Here is an 18299-nt window from a genome sequence, read left to right as displayed (position 1 = left end):
TTGAACTTATTTGTTTATAAAAGATTCTTTAAATACAACTGATATTTTTGTGTACTCATTCACAACACTTTCTACTTTCACAATTCCATCATAAGAATTGACTAATTTCTTAGCAATTGAAAGGCCGAGTCCATTGCCACCTTCTTTTCTTGAACGTGATTTATCAACTCTATAAAAGCGGTCAAATATGAATTCTAAGTCTTTTTGAGGTATGCCCACACCATGGTCAATAATATCTATTGTAATATTTCTGTTTTTTAAGTTGGTAACAATTTCAATGTTTTTATTTTTCTTATCATATTTCATAGCGTTATCAATAAAGATTAATAACATTTGTTCAAAATGAAATCGATTGATATTCATTCTAATAGCATTGTAATTTGATTCGAAATTAAATGTATAATCTGGGTGCAATTTCTTTAATGATTTGATTCTAGAATTTATTTCGTAATTGATATCGACAATATCAATTTCATCACCAGTACTAGATCTCGCATCTTTCGATAATAAAAGTAATTCTTCGACGAGTTTCGTGATGCGTGTCATTTCTTCAATAGAAATATCTAAAGATTCTTCTAATACTTCTGGATTGTTTTTACCCCATCTTTGAATGAGGTTTAAGTGCCCTTGTATAATTTGCAGCGGCGTTCTCAATTCATGTGAAGCATCTTCGACGAATTGTTTTTGTTGGTCAAAAGAACTTTCCAATTGTTCCATCATTCTATTAAAGGTCTGGATCATATCGTCGGTTTCTTCATAGTTTGTGGGTACTTCAAGTTTTTCTTGGAAACCGTCTCTACGAATTTGTTTCATTTTATCAGACAATATCGTAATAGGTTTTGTAATTTGCGATGAGAATACATAACTAATTAATGCAATTAAGAATAATGCCGTTAATCCAAACACAGTTGCTAATATAATCATAAATTTAATAATGGCATCATAATTTGCTAGCGGATGAACAACGGCTTCATATCCACTGAAATAACTTGTGTTTACAGGTGTATAAACCACAATATATGATTTATTATCTTGTTTCGTTTCATAAATTTTAAGTTGATTCACACGTTCAAACTTAGGTGTATAATCCAAATCATTATTGTGTGTTTCTTCAAAAATGGGTTTACCAAATCTATCATAGAGAACAAGCTTTTGATTATCCGTAATCGTTGCATTTATATCAGTTGAAGTAATTTGACCGAGTGTCTTAGTCTTTAATAAATTGATTGTGTCATATGTGCTTCTTGTTGCTGTGCTTGTTTCTTGGTCTTTTAAATATAAACTAATGAAATAAATGATAAACATACTAAATAAAGCAAATATAATAAACGTAATCGTCGTAGTGAGCATCATCCATTTAGTTTTTAATGATTGTTGTTTCATGATCTAATCACGTATCCCACTCCTCTAACAGTTTCGATAATATTCTCTTTTTTGAATGGTTTAAGCTTATTACGCAAATAACGAATATATACATCCACAACATTTGTCTCAACTTCTGATTCGTAACCCCAAACATGATTTAAAATCTGTTCTCTTTGTAAGACGAAATTTTGATTTTCAGCTAGTAATAATAATAATTCGTATTCAGTCTTCGTTAAATCAACAGATTCACCATGTATAGATACGGAAAAAGCATTTTTATCGATTGTTAAATCATTAACAGTAATTGTATGACTTACTGGTTCAACCGTGACATTTCTTCTAATAATAACGCGAATTCTCGCTAATAATTCTTCAATATCAAATGGTTTAACAATATAGTCATCTGCGCCATAATCAAGACCAATAACTTTATCATATGTATCGCCTTTAGCTGTTATCATAATAATCGGTGTATCTTTCTCACGACGAACACGTCTACATACTTCAAGACCGTTCATTTTCGGTAACATGAGATCTAGTAATATACAATTGTAATCTTCAGATAAAGCTTGCTCTAGCCCACTTTCTCCATCATTACATATTTCCACTTCATAGTCCTCATGCTTAAGTTCTAATTCTATAAATCTCGCTAAATTTTGTTCATCTTCTATGATGAGTATTTTTTTCATAATGCCACCTCGTAATAAAATTATAAAAGTTTTCAATTTTCAATTGACAATGATTCTCATTTAGTTATAATAGTAATTGAAAATGATTATCAATGAAAGAGTTCCCCCTCTAGTAAAAGATAACATTTTCGAGTTTAACATGTTCATTATATATGAGCATCACTATTTTATCATTTAAAATAGTAAAAATTTTAAATAACTAATTGACATTCATTCTCAATTGGTTATAATAGTAATTGAAAATGATTATCAATCAAATAAAAGAGTTCCCCCTCTAAGTATGGATTGAACATTTTCTATAACCCCCTTTTATGCCCATAAAAGTAAAATAGCCGCAGTGATTCTGTCCAAATCACTGTGGCTGTTTTTTGTATGGATTTATTTAAATGAGAGAGCGTTATGAGCAGTTCGGGTTAGAACTGCAAATAACGGGGCCATATTTACAAAACTCATAAGAAGTGTAAATACTAGCGCTCTTATGAACACTTCTCGTCAAACTTGTTCATAACGGAACTACTTTATTTACCTCGCCCGAAATAACATCCGCACATCCCCTATTTAATCCAAAAAAAGTATGGAACAGCTCATGCTGTTCCATACTTATCTATAATTTCTTTCGTAACATACTTTGAGTTAACAATATACAAATGACACCGCCGATAATGCCTGCGATTATATCAGTTGGATAATGAACACCTAAGTATACGCGTGACGATGATATCATTGCGATACAAATGACACATAATCCCATCAAATACGGTCGTATAGATTTGTTTGCCACTCTGAATATTACGTATATAAGTGACCCGAAAAATGCGGTGGATCCCATTGCATGTCCGCTCGGAAAACTAAATCCAGATATATCTATCAGTCTAAGTAAAGTTGGTCTTTCTCTGTCGAATATATTTTTAAGAAGTGGATTTAATGTACCTGATAAAATCATCGTAACTGCAAAAAATAATGTTTCAATGTTATATTTTTTAAGTTTTAAGTAACAAATCACAATGAGTGATAAGGCAATCATAGCCCAAACTTCTCCTAATTTAGTAAAACCAAGCATTATAGAAGTCGTTATAAAGCTTTCAGTTGAATAAATAAAGTTATAAACTTCATTATCTATCCATTTACCGAGTCTGGATTCATGGAAAAACGCGATGACTCCAAATATCAAACTAAATATGAGTAATAGTAAAGTACGGTTTGCTTGGCTCATTCGATTGCCCCCTTTACTTTATGTCTAATTCAATTTTGTTAAATAGTGTTTCTTTCGTATAACTTTCTTTGAAATGTGACATTTTGTCAATAATATCTTCTCGTTCGTTTTCTAATTTATCAAGTTGACTGATCAGATTAGATTGGTTCACATCTTTTTCTTGTAATACTTTAGCATATCCATTTTTCTCGAAAATTTTAGCGTTATCAATTTGATCGCCTCTTGATTGATCTAAACCAAGTGGTATTAATAACATTGGTAACTTCATTGTCGCAAACTCATAAATAGCGTTAGCGCCTGCTCTACTGATGACAGTGTCAGTAATCGCATAGAAGTGCATCAATTCATTTGAAACAAATTCATATTGAACATAATTGGCGTTTTTAATATTTTGATCAACATGACCTTTACCAGTTAAATGAATAATTTGATATTTCTTTGTTAAATAATCTAAATTATCTCGAATCGCTTTATTTAATGCTTTAGAACCTAAGCTACCACCCATGATCAGTAGTACAGGTAATTGATCATTAAAGCCTGTTAATTGATAGCCTTCTTCTTTAGAGCCATCTCTTAAATCTTCTCTAATAATAGCACCAATATAATCTGATTTTTCTTTAGGTACATATTTTAAAGTTTCTTCAAAAGTTGTATACATTTTATTAGCAAATTTCATGGATATTTTATTTGCTAAACCAGGTGTAACATCTGATTCATGTACAATTGAAGGAATTTTTAATGATTTGGCAGCGATAATAACTGGAACACTGACGAATCCACCTTTAGAAAAGACTAAATCTGGTTTTTCTTTCTTTAATACTTTTCTAGCGTCTAATACACCTTTTAATACTTTAAAGACATCTTTTAAATTCTCAAAAGATAAATATCGACGTAACTTACCACTTGATATCGGAATATATTTCGTATCTTTGGCAGAGTCAGTAATCATTTCTTTTTCGATACCGTTTTTAGATCCAATATATATTGTTTCGATATCACGTTTTTGTGCTTCAGGGATTAGTGCTAAATTGACTGCAACATGTCCTATCGTACCGCCACCGGTAAATGCTATCTTCTTCATGTTTATTTCTCCTCGTTCTCTATCAATTTATAATATGCATAAAATGGTGCATTCTTATCAAATGGAAACTCATCTGTTTCATATTCACCCATTTTTATAAAATCAAATTTTTCAAACAGTCTTTGTGCACGTTTATTAAGTGAAAATGTATCCGTTATGATAATTGGTGTGCCTGCTTCAGTAGCAATATCAATTGCAAATTGCATCATCTTCATTGCGACACCTTTATATTCAGGATTTGTAGCCATTCTATGGATAACATATGCTTGGTCAGTACGAGCTGGCCAGTCAAATTGTTTATACCATTCGGCTTGTACTTGATTGACACATATATATCCTGCAATGTCATTGTTTTCTTCATATAGATATAAGTCTCCATTATCTATATCTTCGTAGAAATGCTTCTCTAATGGATAACGATGATCCCATTGAGGGTTCTGATCGTGTTCCATAATAGATTTAGCCATTTCTGTTAATTTATTAATATGTTGAATATCTGATCTTGTTGCTTTTCTCAAACTACTTTCCCCCATTACTTATGCATATATTGAATTGCTTCATCAAGTTGTTTATCTTCACTACGGATTTTCTTGCGTAAAAGTTCAATAAATTTCTTTGTTGTATCATCTGTGAAAATACCATTTTCAGTTAAATCATGGTCACTTTGGAATGATTTAACTTGTGATGTCAGTTGGGCATCAAATTGGTCATTTTCATTGTTAATATTATACCCTAAAGCGTTCAAACCAATCTTAATTGATTTAATTTCTTTAGATTGATCGCCTTCTTGATAAGTCTTGCTCGGATCGATTATTTCTATTTCTTCATATTTAGGTGCTTTAATGGTTTTATCTGGTTGAATACCTTTTTTATGAATATAAGATTTATTAGGTGTTAACCATCTCATGTTTGTATATTTTAAAATGCTAGAATCGCTAAATTCTTTATGAACTTGTCCGATACCTTTACCAAAAGTCGTTGTACCTAGGACATCTGCAATTTTGTAATCTTGTAATGCGCCAGCGAATATTTCTGCAGCACTTGCAGACCCTTTATTAACGAGTACTGTATAGTCCATATCACCTATGCCAGACATTTTGTCGTTTTCAGTTTCAACTGCTTGTGGTTTATCACCTTTCGTTTCTAAATATATAACAGGTTTATTTTTATCAACAAACAAGTTAACACTCGTCACGACTTCATCTAATAGACCACCTGGATTGTTTCTTAAATCTAAAATGACATGTTTTACTTTGTCTTTTTTCGCTTGTTTCAATGCAGATTGTAATTCTTTCGTTGTTTTATTTTGGAACTTAGAAATTGCAATTATGCCAGTGTCTTTTTTCTTCGTATAATCGACACTTGTAAGGTGGATTTTGTCACGTTTAATCTTAACATCGAAAGGTTCTTTACCTTCTCGTTTAATTGTTAACGTAACAGTTGTCCCTTTTTTACCTCTTACTTTATTGACGATTTCATTTAACGATTTATTTTTAATCGATTCATGATCAACTTTCGTAATGACGTCTAAAGATTTTACGCCAGCTTTTTCAGCAGGAGAATCTTTCATAGGACTAGTAATTCTAACGTAGCCATCGTGCATTTCCATTTCTGCACCAATTCCAACAAAATCACCAGAAATTTCTTCGTTATAACTTGTTGTATCTTTAGCGGATATGTATTCACTATAAGGATCATCTAAAGATTTGATCATACCATCAATAGCGCCTTGAGTTAATTTGTCGTCATCAACATCTTTGTAATAGTCGTTATTAATTTGTTTATAAGCCTCTTCAATCTTATTAAGCTCTTTTTGTTGGTCATTGCCAAAATATAAACCAAATTTATACGAAGCATAAGACACAACAGCAGTTAATAAGACCGTAACAAATAATATGATTAATAACTTATATAAAGGAAGCGTTATTTGTCGACTTTGTTTCTTTTTAAAAGGTTTCATTTACTCACAACTTTCTTGTCAAATATAATTTATTTTAACAGTTAAATCATATAAATAAAAACACTTTGGTGTGACAAACAGCAAAGTGAACGAATTAATATGGAAAAATGTTCATATCGTGAGTATTACGGGTTCTGTTAGGGACGAAATTCTGAGAAATGTCTCTAAGAATGGCCCGTCTAATTGCCAGAATTCAGAATAATGGAAGTTACAGCGTTCTAATTACCACAATTCAGAATAATGATAGTTAGCCCCCATCATCCAACTACACAAACCGAAAAAACACCTCATTTCCGCTTGAAAATGAGGTGTTTTATTTTACCTTAGAATTTCAACCATTCTTCATATGATTCGAATAAGTCATCGAAGACGCTCATTGGTTGTGTGAACATGGCTTCTGTTTCTAAGTAATCTGAAAGTGTGTGATAATCGTTTGTGAATTTTGGAAATGATAAGTCTTGGAAGATTAAATCTGCCAACTTACCTACTTCGCTTTTTTCACTTCGTTTTGTTAGTGCGTATTGATAGAAAGAATATTGTTTCATTTATTTCATTTTCACATCAATAGCCTTAGTTTCACCTTTAACTAGACTTTCTAATTTTTCGATATTAATTTCTTCAGCGTCATCTGTGTTAGTAATAATAACAGGGCTGATTACTGATTTTACTTTTGATTCGATTGTTTCGATGTCGAATTTTAATAACTCGTCGCCTTGTTTAACTGTATCACCAGTATTAACAAGTGCTTCAAAGCCTTCTCCACCTAATTGAACAGTTTCTAAACCTACGTGTACCAATACTTCTAATCCGTTTGCTGCTTTAATACCTACAGCGTGATTTGAAGGTTTAAATACATTCACAACTTCTCCATCAAATGGTGCAACTACTACACCTTCTGTTGGTTTAATACCGAATCCTTCACCCATCATTTTTTGAGCAAATACTGGATCTGGAATATCTTCAATTGCTACATATTCACCTGAAATTGGAGCAAATACTTCAACATTTGTATCTTTTGATTTGTTACCGCCAAATAATTTTTTAAACATTACAATCGACTCCTCTAATTTTTAAAATGATTTACTAATTCTCCATACCCTAAATCTTCTAATTTATCATATGGAATAAATTGTACAGCAGCTGAATTAATACAATATCTTAAGCCACCAGATTCTTTAGGACCGTCATTAAAGACGTGACCTAAATGACTATCTGAATTTTCAGAGCGTACTTCAGTTCTGATCATGCCATGTGTTTTATCAACAAGTTCGATGATTTCTTCATCATCTAATGCTTTTGAAAAACTTGGCCAACCACAATCAGATTCAAATTTTTCTTCTGAAGTGAATAATGGCTTACCAGATAATTTATCTACATAAATACCTTTTTCAAAGTGATTCCAATATTCATTTTGAAAAGGTGGTTCTGTACCATTTTGTTGTGTTACGAGATATTCCATTTCATTTAATTCATCTTTACTTTTTTTTAGCATTTTAACGCCCCCAATACTTTTCTATAAATGCTTTACGTCCAGAACCTTGTTGATACCCTTGATAATGTGCTGGATTCTTCAAGTAATAATCTTGATGATAGTCTTCCGCAGGGTAAAAGTTCTTGTAAGGTTTAACTGGCGTAATGACTGGTTTATCAAAAATATTTTGTTCATTTAATTGATTGATTTTGTTATGCGCTATTTCTTCTTGTTCTTTATCGTGGTAGAAAATAACAGGTTCATAACTTTCGCCTCTATCAAAGAACTGACCTTTATTATCTGTGGGATCAAAGGTCTTAAAGTATATATCTAATATAGCTTCAAAGTCTGTTTCATCTTCATTGTATTCAATTTGAACAGCTTCAACATGACCAGTTTGATTTGTACAAACTTCTTCATAAGTTGGATTTTCAACATGACCACCACTATATCCGGAAGTCACTTCAATAATACCGGGGAATTCATTAAAAGGCTTAACTAAACACCAAAAACATCCCCCAGCTAACGTAGCATAAGCCATAGTTGTACCTCCTTTAATGATGTTAAGTTACTTTAACTTAATATCAAAGTACCATTTTTTGTCTGAAATATCTAATGTTTGAATTTGTATAGACTCAACATTATCAATCTCCAACTGATTTAAAGATAAATTGAATGATTCATCTTTAGGATTTACATGAATATATGGTGGAAGTTCACTATATTTATTGATTTGAGATAGAATAAATGGATTTGAAATATTTAATTTCCCAATATCTATCGATTGAATTTTGAAATAGATTGTATCGTTATTTAACTTTTTAGGTTTCGTTTGAAGTGTTATATCAATAGCTTTACCTAAAATTTTAGTACGTGTATCAAATGACAATGATTTTTTTGTAATGCGTGATTGAATGTCATAATCTTTCATAGACGCATTCATTAACGATTCTAATTGTGCATTATCAAAAGAAATGGTGAAATCTTTCTTAGTTTGTTCTGTGTTGATTGTTTGATGGTTTGTATCGTCTGAAATTTGAGACCATACATAAGCTAGAGCACCAAGTATTAGAATAATTAATATAATAAAAGCATAAAACCAAGCTCTATGATTCATCCAATGTTTATTTTCCATAGAAGAACACGCCAATAGCACCTTCACCAGTATGCGTAGAAACGACTGGTGTCGTCACTGCAGTATCAAATAAGTGGAAATTTTTCTTTTCTTTAATTGTATTCATCAATTTCGTCATCAATTGTTCTGCATTCGCATCAGCAATACCTATTTTTATAAGTTCTTTCTTCTCTAAAAAGACATCCAATTCTTTCATTAAATATTTAACAATAGCGTTTTGCGTTCTTGCGTTATGCATCATTTCGATTTTTCCGTTAATCAATTCGCCGATTGGTTTAATATTCATCAATGAACCGAGTAAGCCTTTCGCTTTACCGATTCTACCACCTTTAATTAAGTTGTCGATATTACCAATGACTACAAATAGTCTTAAATTATTTTTAATCACTTCAATTTCTTCGACGATTTCTTCAACAGTTTTGCCTGCGTTGATCATCTTCACGACTTCTTCAATTTGGAATCCGTAAGCTAATGAAATGAATTTACTATCCACAACTGTAACTTTACTTTCTGTAATTTGAGCTGCTTGCTGAGCTGCACTAAATGTACCCGATAACTCAGAAGTCATATGAATACTAATAATTTCAGAACCATCTGTCCCTAACGCGTCATATGTTTCAACAATTTTACCAATTGGAGGCTGACTTGTTTTAGGCAATTCTTTAGCGTCTTTCATTTTTTCTAGAAATTCTGTTGAGCTAATATCCTCTTGGTCTACGTACGTAACACCATCGATAAGTATATTTAGGGGTACGACAGTAATGTTATTTTCTTCTAAATATTCTGCTGATAAATCTGTCGTCGAATCAACAACTATTTTAATTTTTGACATAATGATTCTCCTTTAGTGATTGAACAGTATTACTAATTTTTCCTTGTACAAATTGGCTTACTTCTTGCATGGTCTTATCTTCAAAAATTGAAGGCTCAATTGGGTCTAGAATGTGTACATAAACATCACCAGGGACCATTTTTTTAGAATCTTGAGCTTCCATAATGTTAGATGTCCCATAAATCGCAATAGGTACAATTTTGACTTTAGCTGATTTAGCTAATTTAAAAGAACCTGCTTTAAATTCTTGCATTTCTCCACCTTTACTTCTACTACCTTCGGGAAAAATTAATAAAGAATGTTGTTCTTTTAATTTATTAATACCATCTTTTATCATTTGTAAACTTGCGCGTCTATTTGAACGATCTAAATATATACAGTTCATTTCTTCCATCCATGGATTTAAAAACGGAATTTTTTGAACTTCAGTCTTTGAAATAAATCCAAATGGTTGCGGTAAATGATTAATTAATACAGGAATATCAAAATTACCTTCATGATTTGAAATGTATAATACAGGCTCATCAAATGGTTCTATATTGCCAGACAAGTGTGTTGTAACACCAGCTGAATCTAGAATACGTGAAGCCCATCTTTTCGCATATAAAAAGATCATTTCATCTTGTTTACGGATATCATTTATCAATGACTTCTTATGCTTAACTTTATTTAATTGTGAAGATACAAGTGCAGCATAACCTACAATATAACCAAGTGTTTTCGTCGTTCTTAACATACTATTTTTTCCTTTCCAAATGCATATAAGTGTGTGGTAAAGTGTTTTTTTCATCGAGTTCGCCAGATTCAGATGAAAGAACCGTCCAATCTTTGAAGTCGTATGGAGGGAAAAAGGCATCACCTTGAAACTTATCTTCTATTACTGTTACATACATATCATCAACGCGGTCCATCATTTGTTCATAAAGACCTTGACCGCCAAAGATGAAGATATGTCCTTCGAGTTGATCGATTTCATCTAAAGAATGAATCACATCGACATCAACGTGTTCAAATGATGGATTTGTCGTTAATACAACATTACGTCTATTCGGTAATGGCTTACCTAAAGAATCAAATGTTTTTCTTCCCATCACGATCGTATTTCCAGTCGTCAATGCTTTAACTCTTTTTAAGTCATTTGGTAGATGCCATGGCATCTTGTTGTCTAAGCCAATTACGCGATTTTGATCATGACAAACTATTATTGATTTCATTTAAATTACTCCTTTTTAAACTGCAATAGGTGCTTTAATACTTGGATGTGATTCATAACCGTCAATTTCTAAATCTTCGTATTCAATATCAAACAATGATTTATCAGTGTTGATCTTAAGTTTAGGTGCATCGTAAGAATCTCTTGAAAGTTGTTCATTGATTGCGTCTATATGGTTTTTATAAATATGCGCGTCTCCAAACGTATGGACAAACTCGCCTACTTCTAATCCACATTCTTTAGCAATTAAATGTGTTAATAAGCTATAACTCGCAATATTAAAAGGTACACCTAAGAAAATATCTGCACTTCGTTGATATAATTGACAGCTTAATTTTCCGTCTTTTACATAAAATTGGAATAATGTATGACATGGTGGTAATGCCATTGTATCTATTTCAGTTGGATTCCAAGCAGAAATAATATGGCGTCTTGAATTAGGATTTTGTTTAATATTTTCAATTAAAGTCCTAAGTTGGTCAAATCGTTTACCATCTTGATCCTTCCAATCTCTCCATTGTTTACCATAAACATTGCCTAAGTCACCGTATTTTATCATAAAATCATCGTCATTCAGAATCTTATCTTTGAATATCGCAAGTTGTGCTTTATATTGTTCGTTAAATTCATCATCTACTAAAGAGCGACGACCAAAGTCCGTCATATCAGGACCATCATAGTCATTACTTTCAATCCATTTTTTAAAAGCCCATTCGTTCCAAATGTTATTCTTATATTGTAATAAATACCTTATATTTGTATCGCCTTTAATAAACCATAAAAGCTCAGTTGCAATTAATTTAAAAGAAACCTTTTTAGTTGTTAATAACGGAAAACCTTCAGATAAATCAAATCTCATTTGGTGACCAAATATAGAAATCGTACCGGTACCCGTTCTATCGTCCTTATTCTCGCCTTCTTCTAATACCCTTTTACATAAATCGTGATACGCTTTATCAAAGTTATTCATTTGAGCACCTCTTTTTAATATTCTCCTGTTACTATATTAACGAAATTAGCGATAATTTACTACTGATATAATATAGAAAATTTCCTGATTATTAGGTATAATGGTTATAAATGAACAAAGTGCTAACAAAACGAAGGAGGCTATTTCAATGAATGAAATTTTTGCTACTTTAGGCTTTTTCTTATTATTATGCTATATGATCAGTATGTGCATTACAGAATAGTATAAATAAGGGGTAATATACAAAAACTGGGACAAGAGATTGTCCCAGTTTTTGTATATAATGGTATAGAATTAAGTGATGTTTAAATTATGAATGTAAGCGCACGAAGACTCAAAGATATCGTGCGACTAGGTACCAAAACAGGCCATAGCGCACGAAGACTCAAAGATATCGTGCGACTAGGTACTAAAACAGGCCATAGCGCACGAAGACTTTCTTATATTATTCTCCACCATCACTCATATTTATAATCTTGATTTATTTTCAGTCCATAATGTGTTTTAGTACTTTTCCTAATACATTGTGTCGTATTAAACTTTTTGAAAATCTCACTTTTATAATGTGCTTTTACGATTAAATATTTGAAGTGAGATACACTTTTGATTTCTGAAGGTAATTCAATATTGCGTGAAAGTTCCCCCATTCTATCGTTTTCATCAAGTGTCTGTTCAAACATATGATCTAAATATAAGATGTCGACCAATTCGGGATGTTGTTTAATCCAATTGTGATAATCATTATTTATATAATGGATTCGTCTTAATTCATCTTCTGTTAAATAGCGTTTCATGCCTTCAGAAATAACATAATGGATAAGTGGATTTTGTTCTATTGCATATACATTTGCTTGTTGATAATGCTTTAATATTAAATAAGTATCTCGCCCAAATCCCATTGTGCCATCTATGAAATTAAATGTTTTAAAGTCTGTTGTTATTTCATCTAACATTTCAATTAGTACGGGCATCTTATGTTGTTTCATCATATGCAATTTAACTTTGACAGTATCTAAATGAAAATATATTGGTGTATCTGGCGTGAAATATAGTTTAGGTCCACTACTTTCAAATACAATTAATGGTATCGTATCTCGTTGAAACAATTGATTAATCGTTAATTTTCTTCGCTTTATGATTTGGACATTCTGTATGGTTTTTAATTTAGATAACACAGAAAATGCATCTTCTACTTGTTTGTAGAGAGATGCATTAGTTTTAACGGCAGTTGTGATACGAATATTAGTCACAGTATTCATCAAAAGCGTCTTTAATATCCAAACAGATTTCTTGGATATCTCTTCCTTCAATATGTTCACGTGGCATGAAGTATTTAAGCTCATTACCTTTAAATAATGCCATAGATGGACTTGATGGTACTTGTGCGATATATTCTCTCATTGTTTCAGTTGCTTCTTTATCTTGTCCAGCAAATACTGTAGCAATTCTAGAAGGTTTTTTATCATTTTGTTGGGATACTGTAACAGCTGCAGGACGTGCTAAACCAGCTGCACATCCACATACAGAGTTTACGACGATAAATGTTGTTTCATTCGGTTGTGCGTTCTCCATATATTCTTTAACTGACTCTGCTGATTCTAAACTTTCAAAGCCTTGTCCAGTTAATTCACTTCTCATTGGTTGAGCGAGTTCTTTCATGTATTGTTCATATGCATTCATATTTTATCCCTCTTTCTTTCTATTAGCCATTTGTTTCCAAACAGAACCTAATGCTTCTTCACCATTTTCGATTCTTTCAATTGCCATTTGTACTTGCAATTTAACATCGAATGCTGGATCGTCTTGTCTTTTTTTCAATGCTTCTAATGCAGTTTCATCACCTTCATCAAATATAAACATAGCTGCACGCCATCTTACAATTTTCTGAGGGTCTTCTAATGCTTCTATCATTACTGGTAACGCTTCTTTAAAACCTAAATCACTTAGACAGTCACCAGCTGTTCTTCTAACAGAAACAACTTTATCTTTCATACCTTTATATAAATAAGGTAATGTTTTTTTTGATTCAATCATACCTAATAGCACGATTGCCATTCTACGTACTTGAGGCTTTTCATCATTTAACGCGACATCTAATAATGGATAATCGTCTTCTGTTGGTGTTGGAAAGTCATTTAACATTCTTAATTTTACTTTCCAATCCTCTTCTTGTTCAAACGTTTCTTTATCAACATGTACAAATTGCTTTTCAGGAATGGTAATGTCACTTGTTAAAGCTTCTTCAACTAAAGCCTCTAATTTCTCTTTAGGGTACAAAGCTAATATTTCTTCTTGAACGGTTGCTAATACTTCCTCTACTTCGCCGTAACGTACACCTAAATCTTCCCATTTTCTTAAAAAGACAACGTTATCTGAGTCTTTCGTTGCTTTTAGCATACTATCAATATAAATTTCAGGAAGTTGTTTACGTTTTTCTTCTTCTTGAGTTGTTAATTTAATTTGATAAGGTATACCTTTAAACTTTAAGACTTCAGCTTTTACTTCACCGAAATGTTCATTTACTTGATTTTCAGCAAAGTCCCCTTCTTGATCTGAACCTGAGATGGCTGATGTAACATCTTTAAGTAAAGTATCCCAGTTTTCTTTTGGACGTTTATCTACAGCGATAAAGTCCATAACATGGAATACAGATTTAATACCATCTAATTGAAGAATACGGTTAATGAATTCTGGATTATGATCATTCACTTCAGTATAAGTATTTGAAGACCTATCTTCTTTCTTAAAAGATAAAACGATTTTCATCGTATTTGGGCTTGGTGTCGGTTCAACTCTAACAATTTCCATAATATCCTCCTTATTGCAACTTGTTACCTAATTGTTTAATGCGTATACCGATAGAACATTCCGATATACAATACTGATGGGCTTGATGTTTACCTTTTGTTTCCCTATAGTGCGTCTTTAATAAACACCCTTTACAGTATGTTTCCATCAATTGGTCTATTTGTTTAATTGCTTGTTTCTCTTCTTGAGCTAAAATGAGTGTCACTCCCTTACTAGACCGTTATTATAACATTCATCATACAAATTGTTTACGATAAAGCTTATTGATTTTTATAACTTTGAGCCGTATAATAGATAAGTTCGATTATCGCGGTTTCTAAACACCCGCTATATCAAAATTTAGGAGGAACAAAGTTATGTATAATGAATTAATAGGTATTGGAACTTTCTTCGTTACATTTATATTGATGCTCGTTCTATACAGAATTTTTGGGAAGACTGGTCTGTTTGTTTGGGTTGCTATAGGTACTATTATAGCAAATATACAGGTTATTAAAACAGTAGAACTCTTTTCAGTTAGTGCAACACTTGGAAATGTTATGTTTGCATCAATTTATCTTGCAACAGATATATTAAACGATATCTATGGTAGAAAACAAGCACGAAAAGCAGTTTGGCTTGGATTTTCTTCAGTAATCGTCATGGTTATATTATTACAGTGCTCTTTAGCGTTTATTCCTGCACAGGAAGATATCTCTCAAGAAGCGCTTGAAACAATCTTTAATATTGTACCAAGAATTGCACTTGGATCCATCATTGCATATATCATTGGTCAACATTTAGATGTATTACTATTCACATTAATTAAGAAGAAATTCTCATCAGATAGAACCTTCTATATAAGAGCTTATGGAAGTACAGTTGTAAGTTCAATTGTAGATACAGCAATTTTTGTATTGATTGCGTTCTATGGTAACTTACCGAACAATGTTGTATTTGAAATATTCTTTACGACATACTTCTTAAAACTGCTCACAACATTATCTAACGTACCATTTGGTTACATTGCTAAATCAATGTATAGAAATGGTAAGATTAGCGAATAATTTCATACAAATCCAATAAAAATCCTACCTACTCCATTACAATGGAAAAGGTAGGATTTTCTTATTGATTGAATACTTTTAAATACTCTACATAACTTGTTAAGTAATGTTCGATATCATCTATTTCGACACGATAACCTTCATGTTTAATATAGAATGCTTCTAATATGCGCTCTGGATTTTGGAAATACATTGCAACTTCAGGATAAAAATAACCTGTTCTCATATAATCTGCTCTTCTGTGAATCGTATCTATCAATAGATCAACGTCTATAAATTGTTCAACCAAGTCAGTTTTGTCACGTTGTTTCGCACTTTCTACTATATTATATGTAGCCATTAACATGCCTAGTAATAATGGATCTGTAGATTGACGTTGTTGTACGTTTTTCAAATGTTCTTCTAAATTTTGAAAAGTAAATTGATAATATTTTTCTTCTGGTTCTATTTGAATCAATACTTCTGTACTATAACTTAACCAATAGTCATGGTGTTTCCAATATGATTTTTGAATAAATTTTTCATAAAGTAATTTTGCAACATTTAACCATTCTTCCTTTTGATCAAGTTGATATAATTTTAATAACGCTAGTGCTGCTTGACCTTCGTAATAAATCACTCTAAATGAATCTTTAACTGTTAAATCTGGATAGTTTAACACATGGGTTGTTTCCCCATTCTCATCAATCATGTTTACTAAGCCTTTCGCAACATTTTGAGCTGCTTTTAAATACTTCTTATTCGAACGACCGTATTGTATATAACCACATACAGCTAGTATAAATGCAGCATTTTGACCTAATTTAATTTCATTTATATAGTTTGTATCATCAAATACATATGTTGCACCTTCGTGTTTATATAAATAATGTTTAATAATGTAATCTATTGGTTTCTTAGCAATACTCACATTCTTCTTCAAATAAGATAATGATTTGATAAACGCATATGTTGTTGAACTATGACATAGGTTGTTATAAGCGTTGATATTGATATCAAAGTGTGGAAAATAGCCATAATGATACTTACCATTATCTTGTATAAGATTCATCAAATAATCTGTATTCGTTTGAATCATACGATCAATTTCAACTGGAAGATCATCTACTGGTCTTAACCCTTTCTTATAGCCTTCTTGTTCTAAATTTATAACCTGTTCATCTTCAATAAAGAAACTCTTTGTATAGAATTTCTGAACTACTTTGCCTGCATAATCTTTGTGTAAATATAAATTGTAATTCTTCTTATACTTTCTTAAATAATGATTGATATTTTTCTCAGAAAGTATGAATATCCCTTTCTCATTTGTAGGTCTAATAAAAGCATTGCTGTTTATTTCTTCTGGTAAAAATGCAAGGTTCCAGTTGTAATCTAATGTAAAACCATACTCAACATGATTTCTAGTTGTATGGATCAAATCTTCTTTTAATTCATCAAATGGAATGTCTTCAACAGATGTCACAATATCAATTTTAATCCATTTAGCTGCTTTACCACTCTTCTTACGATATGTTTCTATAAATTTAATCATTTGGTTCTTGTTCGATAATTTAAAGCTTTTAACAACGGCTTTAACTTTAGGATAGCCAATACTTATAAATAATCTTTCATAATCTGAATGATCATTTATTATACGCTTGATTTGCTCTTTAATATTCACGTGCTTTCATTCCTTTCAACTTCAATATATGTATATAAACCTTTTTTCAATCTGTATTCAAATATGTATAGACAAATATAAAAATGCTCATTTAATTTTAATTAAAATTAAAAATGAAGAGTCTGGAACATTAAAGTTCCAGACCCTCATTACTCATTATATTTTATTGTTCTTCTTCTTTTTTACGACGACCAAATAAGAATAATGAGCCAAGTCCTGCGAATAAGCTTCCGAATAAAGTAGCATTTTCAGCAGGTGTTTCACCAGTGTCTGGTAATACATTTGCTTGAGTATTGTTTCCTTTATTCATCATGTTATCTTTAGAACTTTCTGTACCGCTAGTGTTTTGTTGTTGTTCAGTTTGTGCCATATGTCCAGCATGATGATCATCAGCTTTGCTATCCATACCATACATATTGTTAGAACCAGCATCTGTGCTATCAGAAGCTTTTTCAACTACTACACCAACAGTTACAGTTTGTTTAGAACCATCAGGGTAAGTAACAGTTACTGGGATATCAACCTTTGTACCAGGTGTTACATCATTAGGTGGAATTACTGTGATGTCACCAGTATTAGGATCTACAGTTACAGTCCATCCACTTGGAACTTTGTCTGAAGGTATTTCAAACTTCGTACCAGGTGGTAACTCTTTATCACCCGTTTGTGGGATATGAGTAGATGTACCAGGTTTAACTGTTGTAGGACCTTGATTCTTAGAACTATATCCAGGTGTGTTGTCATCAGCTTGAGTCTTACCAGCAGGTTTGTCAGCAGGTTTTTCAACAACAACTTTAGCTGAAGTAACTTCAGAAGAACCATCAGGGTAAGTAACCGTTACTGGAATATCAACTTG

At 31.8% G+C, this 18299-nt stretch carries 22 protein-coding genes; 1 reads left to right on the top strand and 21 read right to left on the bottom strand.

What is annotated here, in order from left to right; all coding sequences use genetic code 11:
- Positions 1-6: 6 nt before the first annotated feature.
- The 19 genes from ACJTHF_RS06885 to ACJTHF_RS06795 all read right to left on the bottom strand — a co-directional run bounded on the left by ACJTHF_RS06885 (position 7) and on the right by ACJTHF_RS06795 (position 14942).
- A complete protein-coding gene (locus tag ACJTHF_RS06885; protein ID WP_025905221.1) occupies positions 7-1383 on the bottom strand; it encodes a HAMP domain-containing histidine kinase in 1377 nt (458 codons plus the stop codon).
- Positions 1380-2054, bottom strand: a complete 675-nt coding sequence (locus tag ACJTHF_RS06880) for a response regulator transcription factor (protein WP_048542978.1) — start codon at positions 2052-2054, stop codon at positions 1380-1382. Before ACJTHF_RS06880 ends, ACJTHF_RS06885 begins: the two co-directional genes overlap by 4 nt.
- Before the next feature lie 604 nt (positions 2055-2658).
- Positions 2659-3267: a phosphatase PAP2 family protein gene (locus ACJTHF_RS06875; protein ID WP_058611288.1), complete on the bottom strand. Its 609-nt coding sequence runs from the start codon at positions 3265-3267 to the stop codon at positions 2659-2661.
- Positions 3268-3280: 13 nt separating this feature from the next.
- Entirely contained in the window at positions 3281-4348 is a 1068-nt protein-coding gene (locus tag ACJTHF_RS06870; RefSeq protein WP_078355787.1) for an undecaprenyldiphospho-muramoylpentapeptide beta-N-acetylglucosaminyltransferase, read from the bottom strand.
- Positions 4349-4350: 2 nt separating this feature from the next.
- Positions 4351-4881: a GNAT family N-acetyltransferase gene (locus ACJTHF_RS06865; protein WP_078355788.1), complete on the bottom strand. Its 531-nt coding sequence runs from the start codon at positions 4879-4881 to the stop codon at positions 4351-4353.
- Entirely contained in the window at positions 4881-6308 is a 1428-nt protein-coding gene (locus ACJTHF_RS06860; protein ID WP_078355789.1) for a S41 family peptidase, read from the bottom strand. The genes ACJTHF_RS06865 and ACJTHF_RS06860 overlap by 1 nt, the downstream gene beginning before the upstream one ends.
- A gap of 323 nt (positions 6309-6631) precedes the next feature.
- Positions 6632-6853 carry a YozE family protein gene (locus tag ACJTHF_RS06855; protein ID WP_025906287.1) on the bottom strand — a complete coding sequence of 74 codons (222 nt, stop codon included), beginning with the start codon at positions 6851-6853 and terminating at the stop codon, positions 6632-6634.
- Positions 6854-7357, bottom strand: a complete 504-nt coding sequence (locus ACJTHF_RS06850) for a PTS glucose transporter subunit IIA (RefSeq protein ID WP_025906286.1) — start codon at positions 7355-7357, stop codon at positions 6854-6856. It lies immediately after the preceding gene.
- 14 nt (positions 7358-7371) lie between these two features.
- Entirely contained in the window at positions 7372-7800 is a 429-nt protein-coding gene (gene msrB / locus ACJTHF_RS06845; protein ID WP_058591266.1) for a peptide-methionine (R)-S-oxide reductase MsrB, read from the bottom strand.
- Between the two features lies 1 nt (position 7801).
- Positions 7802-8320, bottom strand: a complete 519-nt coding sequence (gene msrA / locus ACJTHF_RS06840; protein ID WP_048542967.1) for a peptide-methionine (S)-S-oxide reductase MsrA — start codon at positions 8318-8320, stop codon at positions 7802-7804.
- A gap of 27 nt (positions 8321-8347) precedes the next feature.
- A complete protein-coding gene (locus ACJTHF_RS06835) occupies positions 8348-8914 on the bottom strand; it encodes a DUF2140 family protein (RefSeq protein ID WP_208182982.1) in 567 nt (188 codons plus the stop codon).
- Positions 8904-9746 carry a DegV family protein gene (locus ACJTHF_RS06830; RefSeq protein WP_107609517.1) on the bottom strand — a complete coding sequence of 281 codons (843 nt, stop codon included), beginning with the start codon at positions 9744-9746 and terminating at the stop codon, positions 8904-8906. The genes ACJTHF_RS06835 and ACJTHF_RS06830 overlap by 11 nt, the downstream gene beginning before the upstream one ends.
- On the bottom strand, positions 9733-10482 hold the full coding sequence (locus ACJTHF_RS06825; protein ID WP_078355793.1) for a lysophospholipid acyltransferase family protein: 750 nt from the start codon (positions 10480-10482) through the stop codon (positions 9733-9735). Before ACJTHF_RS06825 ends, ACJTHF_RS06830 begins: the two co-directional genes overlap by 14 nt.
- A 1-nt stretch (position 10483) precedes the next feature.
- The gene (locus ACJTHF_RS06820; protein ID WP_048542960.1) at positions 10484-10960 is read right to left on the bottom strand and encodes a dihydrofolate reductase; all 477 of its coding nucleotides are present in this window, start codon (positions 10958-10960) and stop codon (positions 10484-10486) included.
- A gap of 15 nt (positions 10961-10975) precedes the next feature.
- Positions 10976-11929, bottom strand: a complete 954-nt coding sequence (locus tag ACJTHF_RS06815; protein ID WP_078355794.1) for a thymidylate synthase — start codon at positions 11927-11929, stop codon at positions 10976-10978.
- Between the two features lie 458 nt (positions 11930-12387).
- A complete protein-coding gene (locus tag ACJTHF_RS06810) occupies positions 12388-13188 on the bottom strand; it encodes a class I SAM-dependent methyltransferase (RefSeq protein WP_232157153.1) in 801 nt (266 codons plus the stop codon).
- Positions 13172-13609, bottom strand: coding sequence for a BrxA/BrxB family bacilliredoxin (locus tag ACJTHF_RS06805; RefSeq protein ID WP_048542954.1), 438 nt, complete (start codon positions 13607-13609; stop codon positions 13172-13174). The genes ACJTHF_RS06810 and ACJTHF_RS06805 overlap by 17 nt, the downstream gene beginning before the upstream one ends.
- 3 nt (positions 13610-13612) lie before the next feature.
- On the bottom strand, positions 13613-14737 hold the full coding sequence (locus tag ACJTHF_RS06800) for a virulence factor (protein WP_078355796.1): 1125 nt from the start codon (positions 14735-14737) through the stop codon (positions 13613-13615).
- Positions 14738-14747: 10 nt separating this feature from the next.
- Positions 14748-14942 carry a zinc-finger domain-containing protein gene (locus ACJTHF_RS06795; protein ID WP_049318859.1) on the bottom strand — a complete coding sequence of 65 codons (195 nt, stop codon included), beginning with the start codon at positions 14940-14942 and terminating at the stop codon, positions 14748-14750.
- A 151-nt stretch (positions 14943-15093) separates the two neighbouring features.
- Between ACJTHF_RS06795 and ACJTHF_RS06790 the strand changes: the two genes are divergently transcribed.
- A complete protein-coding gene (locus ACJTHF_RS06790) occupies positions 15094-15783 on the top strand; it encodes a queuosine precursor transporter (protein ID WP_048542951.1) in 690 nt (229 codons plus the stop codon).
- 61 nt (positions 15784-15844) lie between these two features.
- Here the strand turns inward: ACJTHF_RS06790 and ACJTHF_RS06785 are convergent, their stop codons facing one another.
- Together ACJTHF_RS06785 and ACJTHF_RS06780 are read right to left on the bottom strand one after the other, a co-directional pair.
- Complete coding sequence (locus tag ACJTHF_RS06785; protein WP_078355797.1) at positions 15845-17443, bottom strand: poly(glycerol-phosphate) alpha-glucosyltransferase; 1599 nt, start codon at positions 17441-17443, stop codon at positions 15845-15847.
- A 163-nt stretch (positions 17444-17606) separates the two neighbouring features.
- Positions 17607-18299 (bottom strand): YPDG domain-containing protein (locus ACJTHF_RS06780; RefSeq protein WP_407812603.1); only part of this gene is annotated, 693 nt, incomplete at its 5' end.

Source organism: Mammaliicoccus sp. RAM2 (assembly GCF_045897195.1).
Taxonomy (GTDB): Bacteria; Bacillota; Bacilli; order Staphylococcales; family Staphylococcaceae; genus Mammaliicoccus; species Mammaliicoccus sciuri.
The sequence above is the reverse complement of the archived record's forward strand: the minus strand, read 5'-3'. Positions and strand labels throughout refer to the sequence as shown.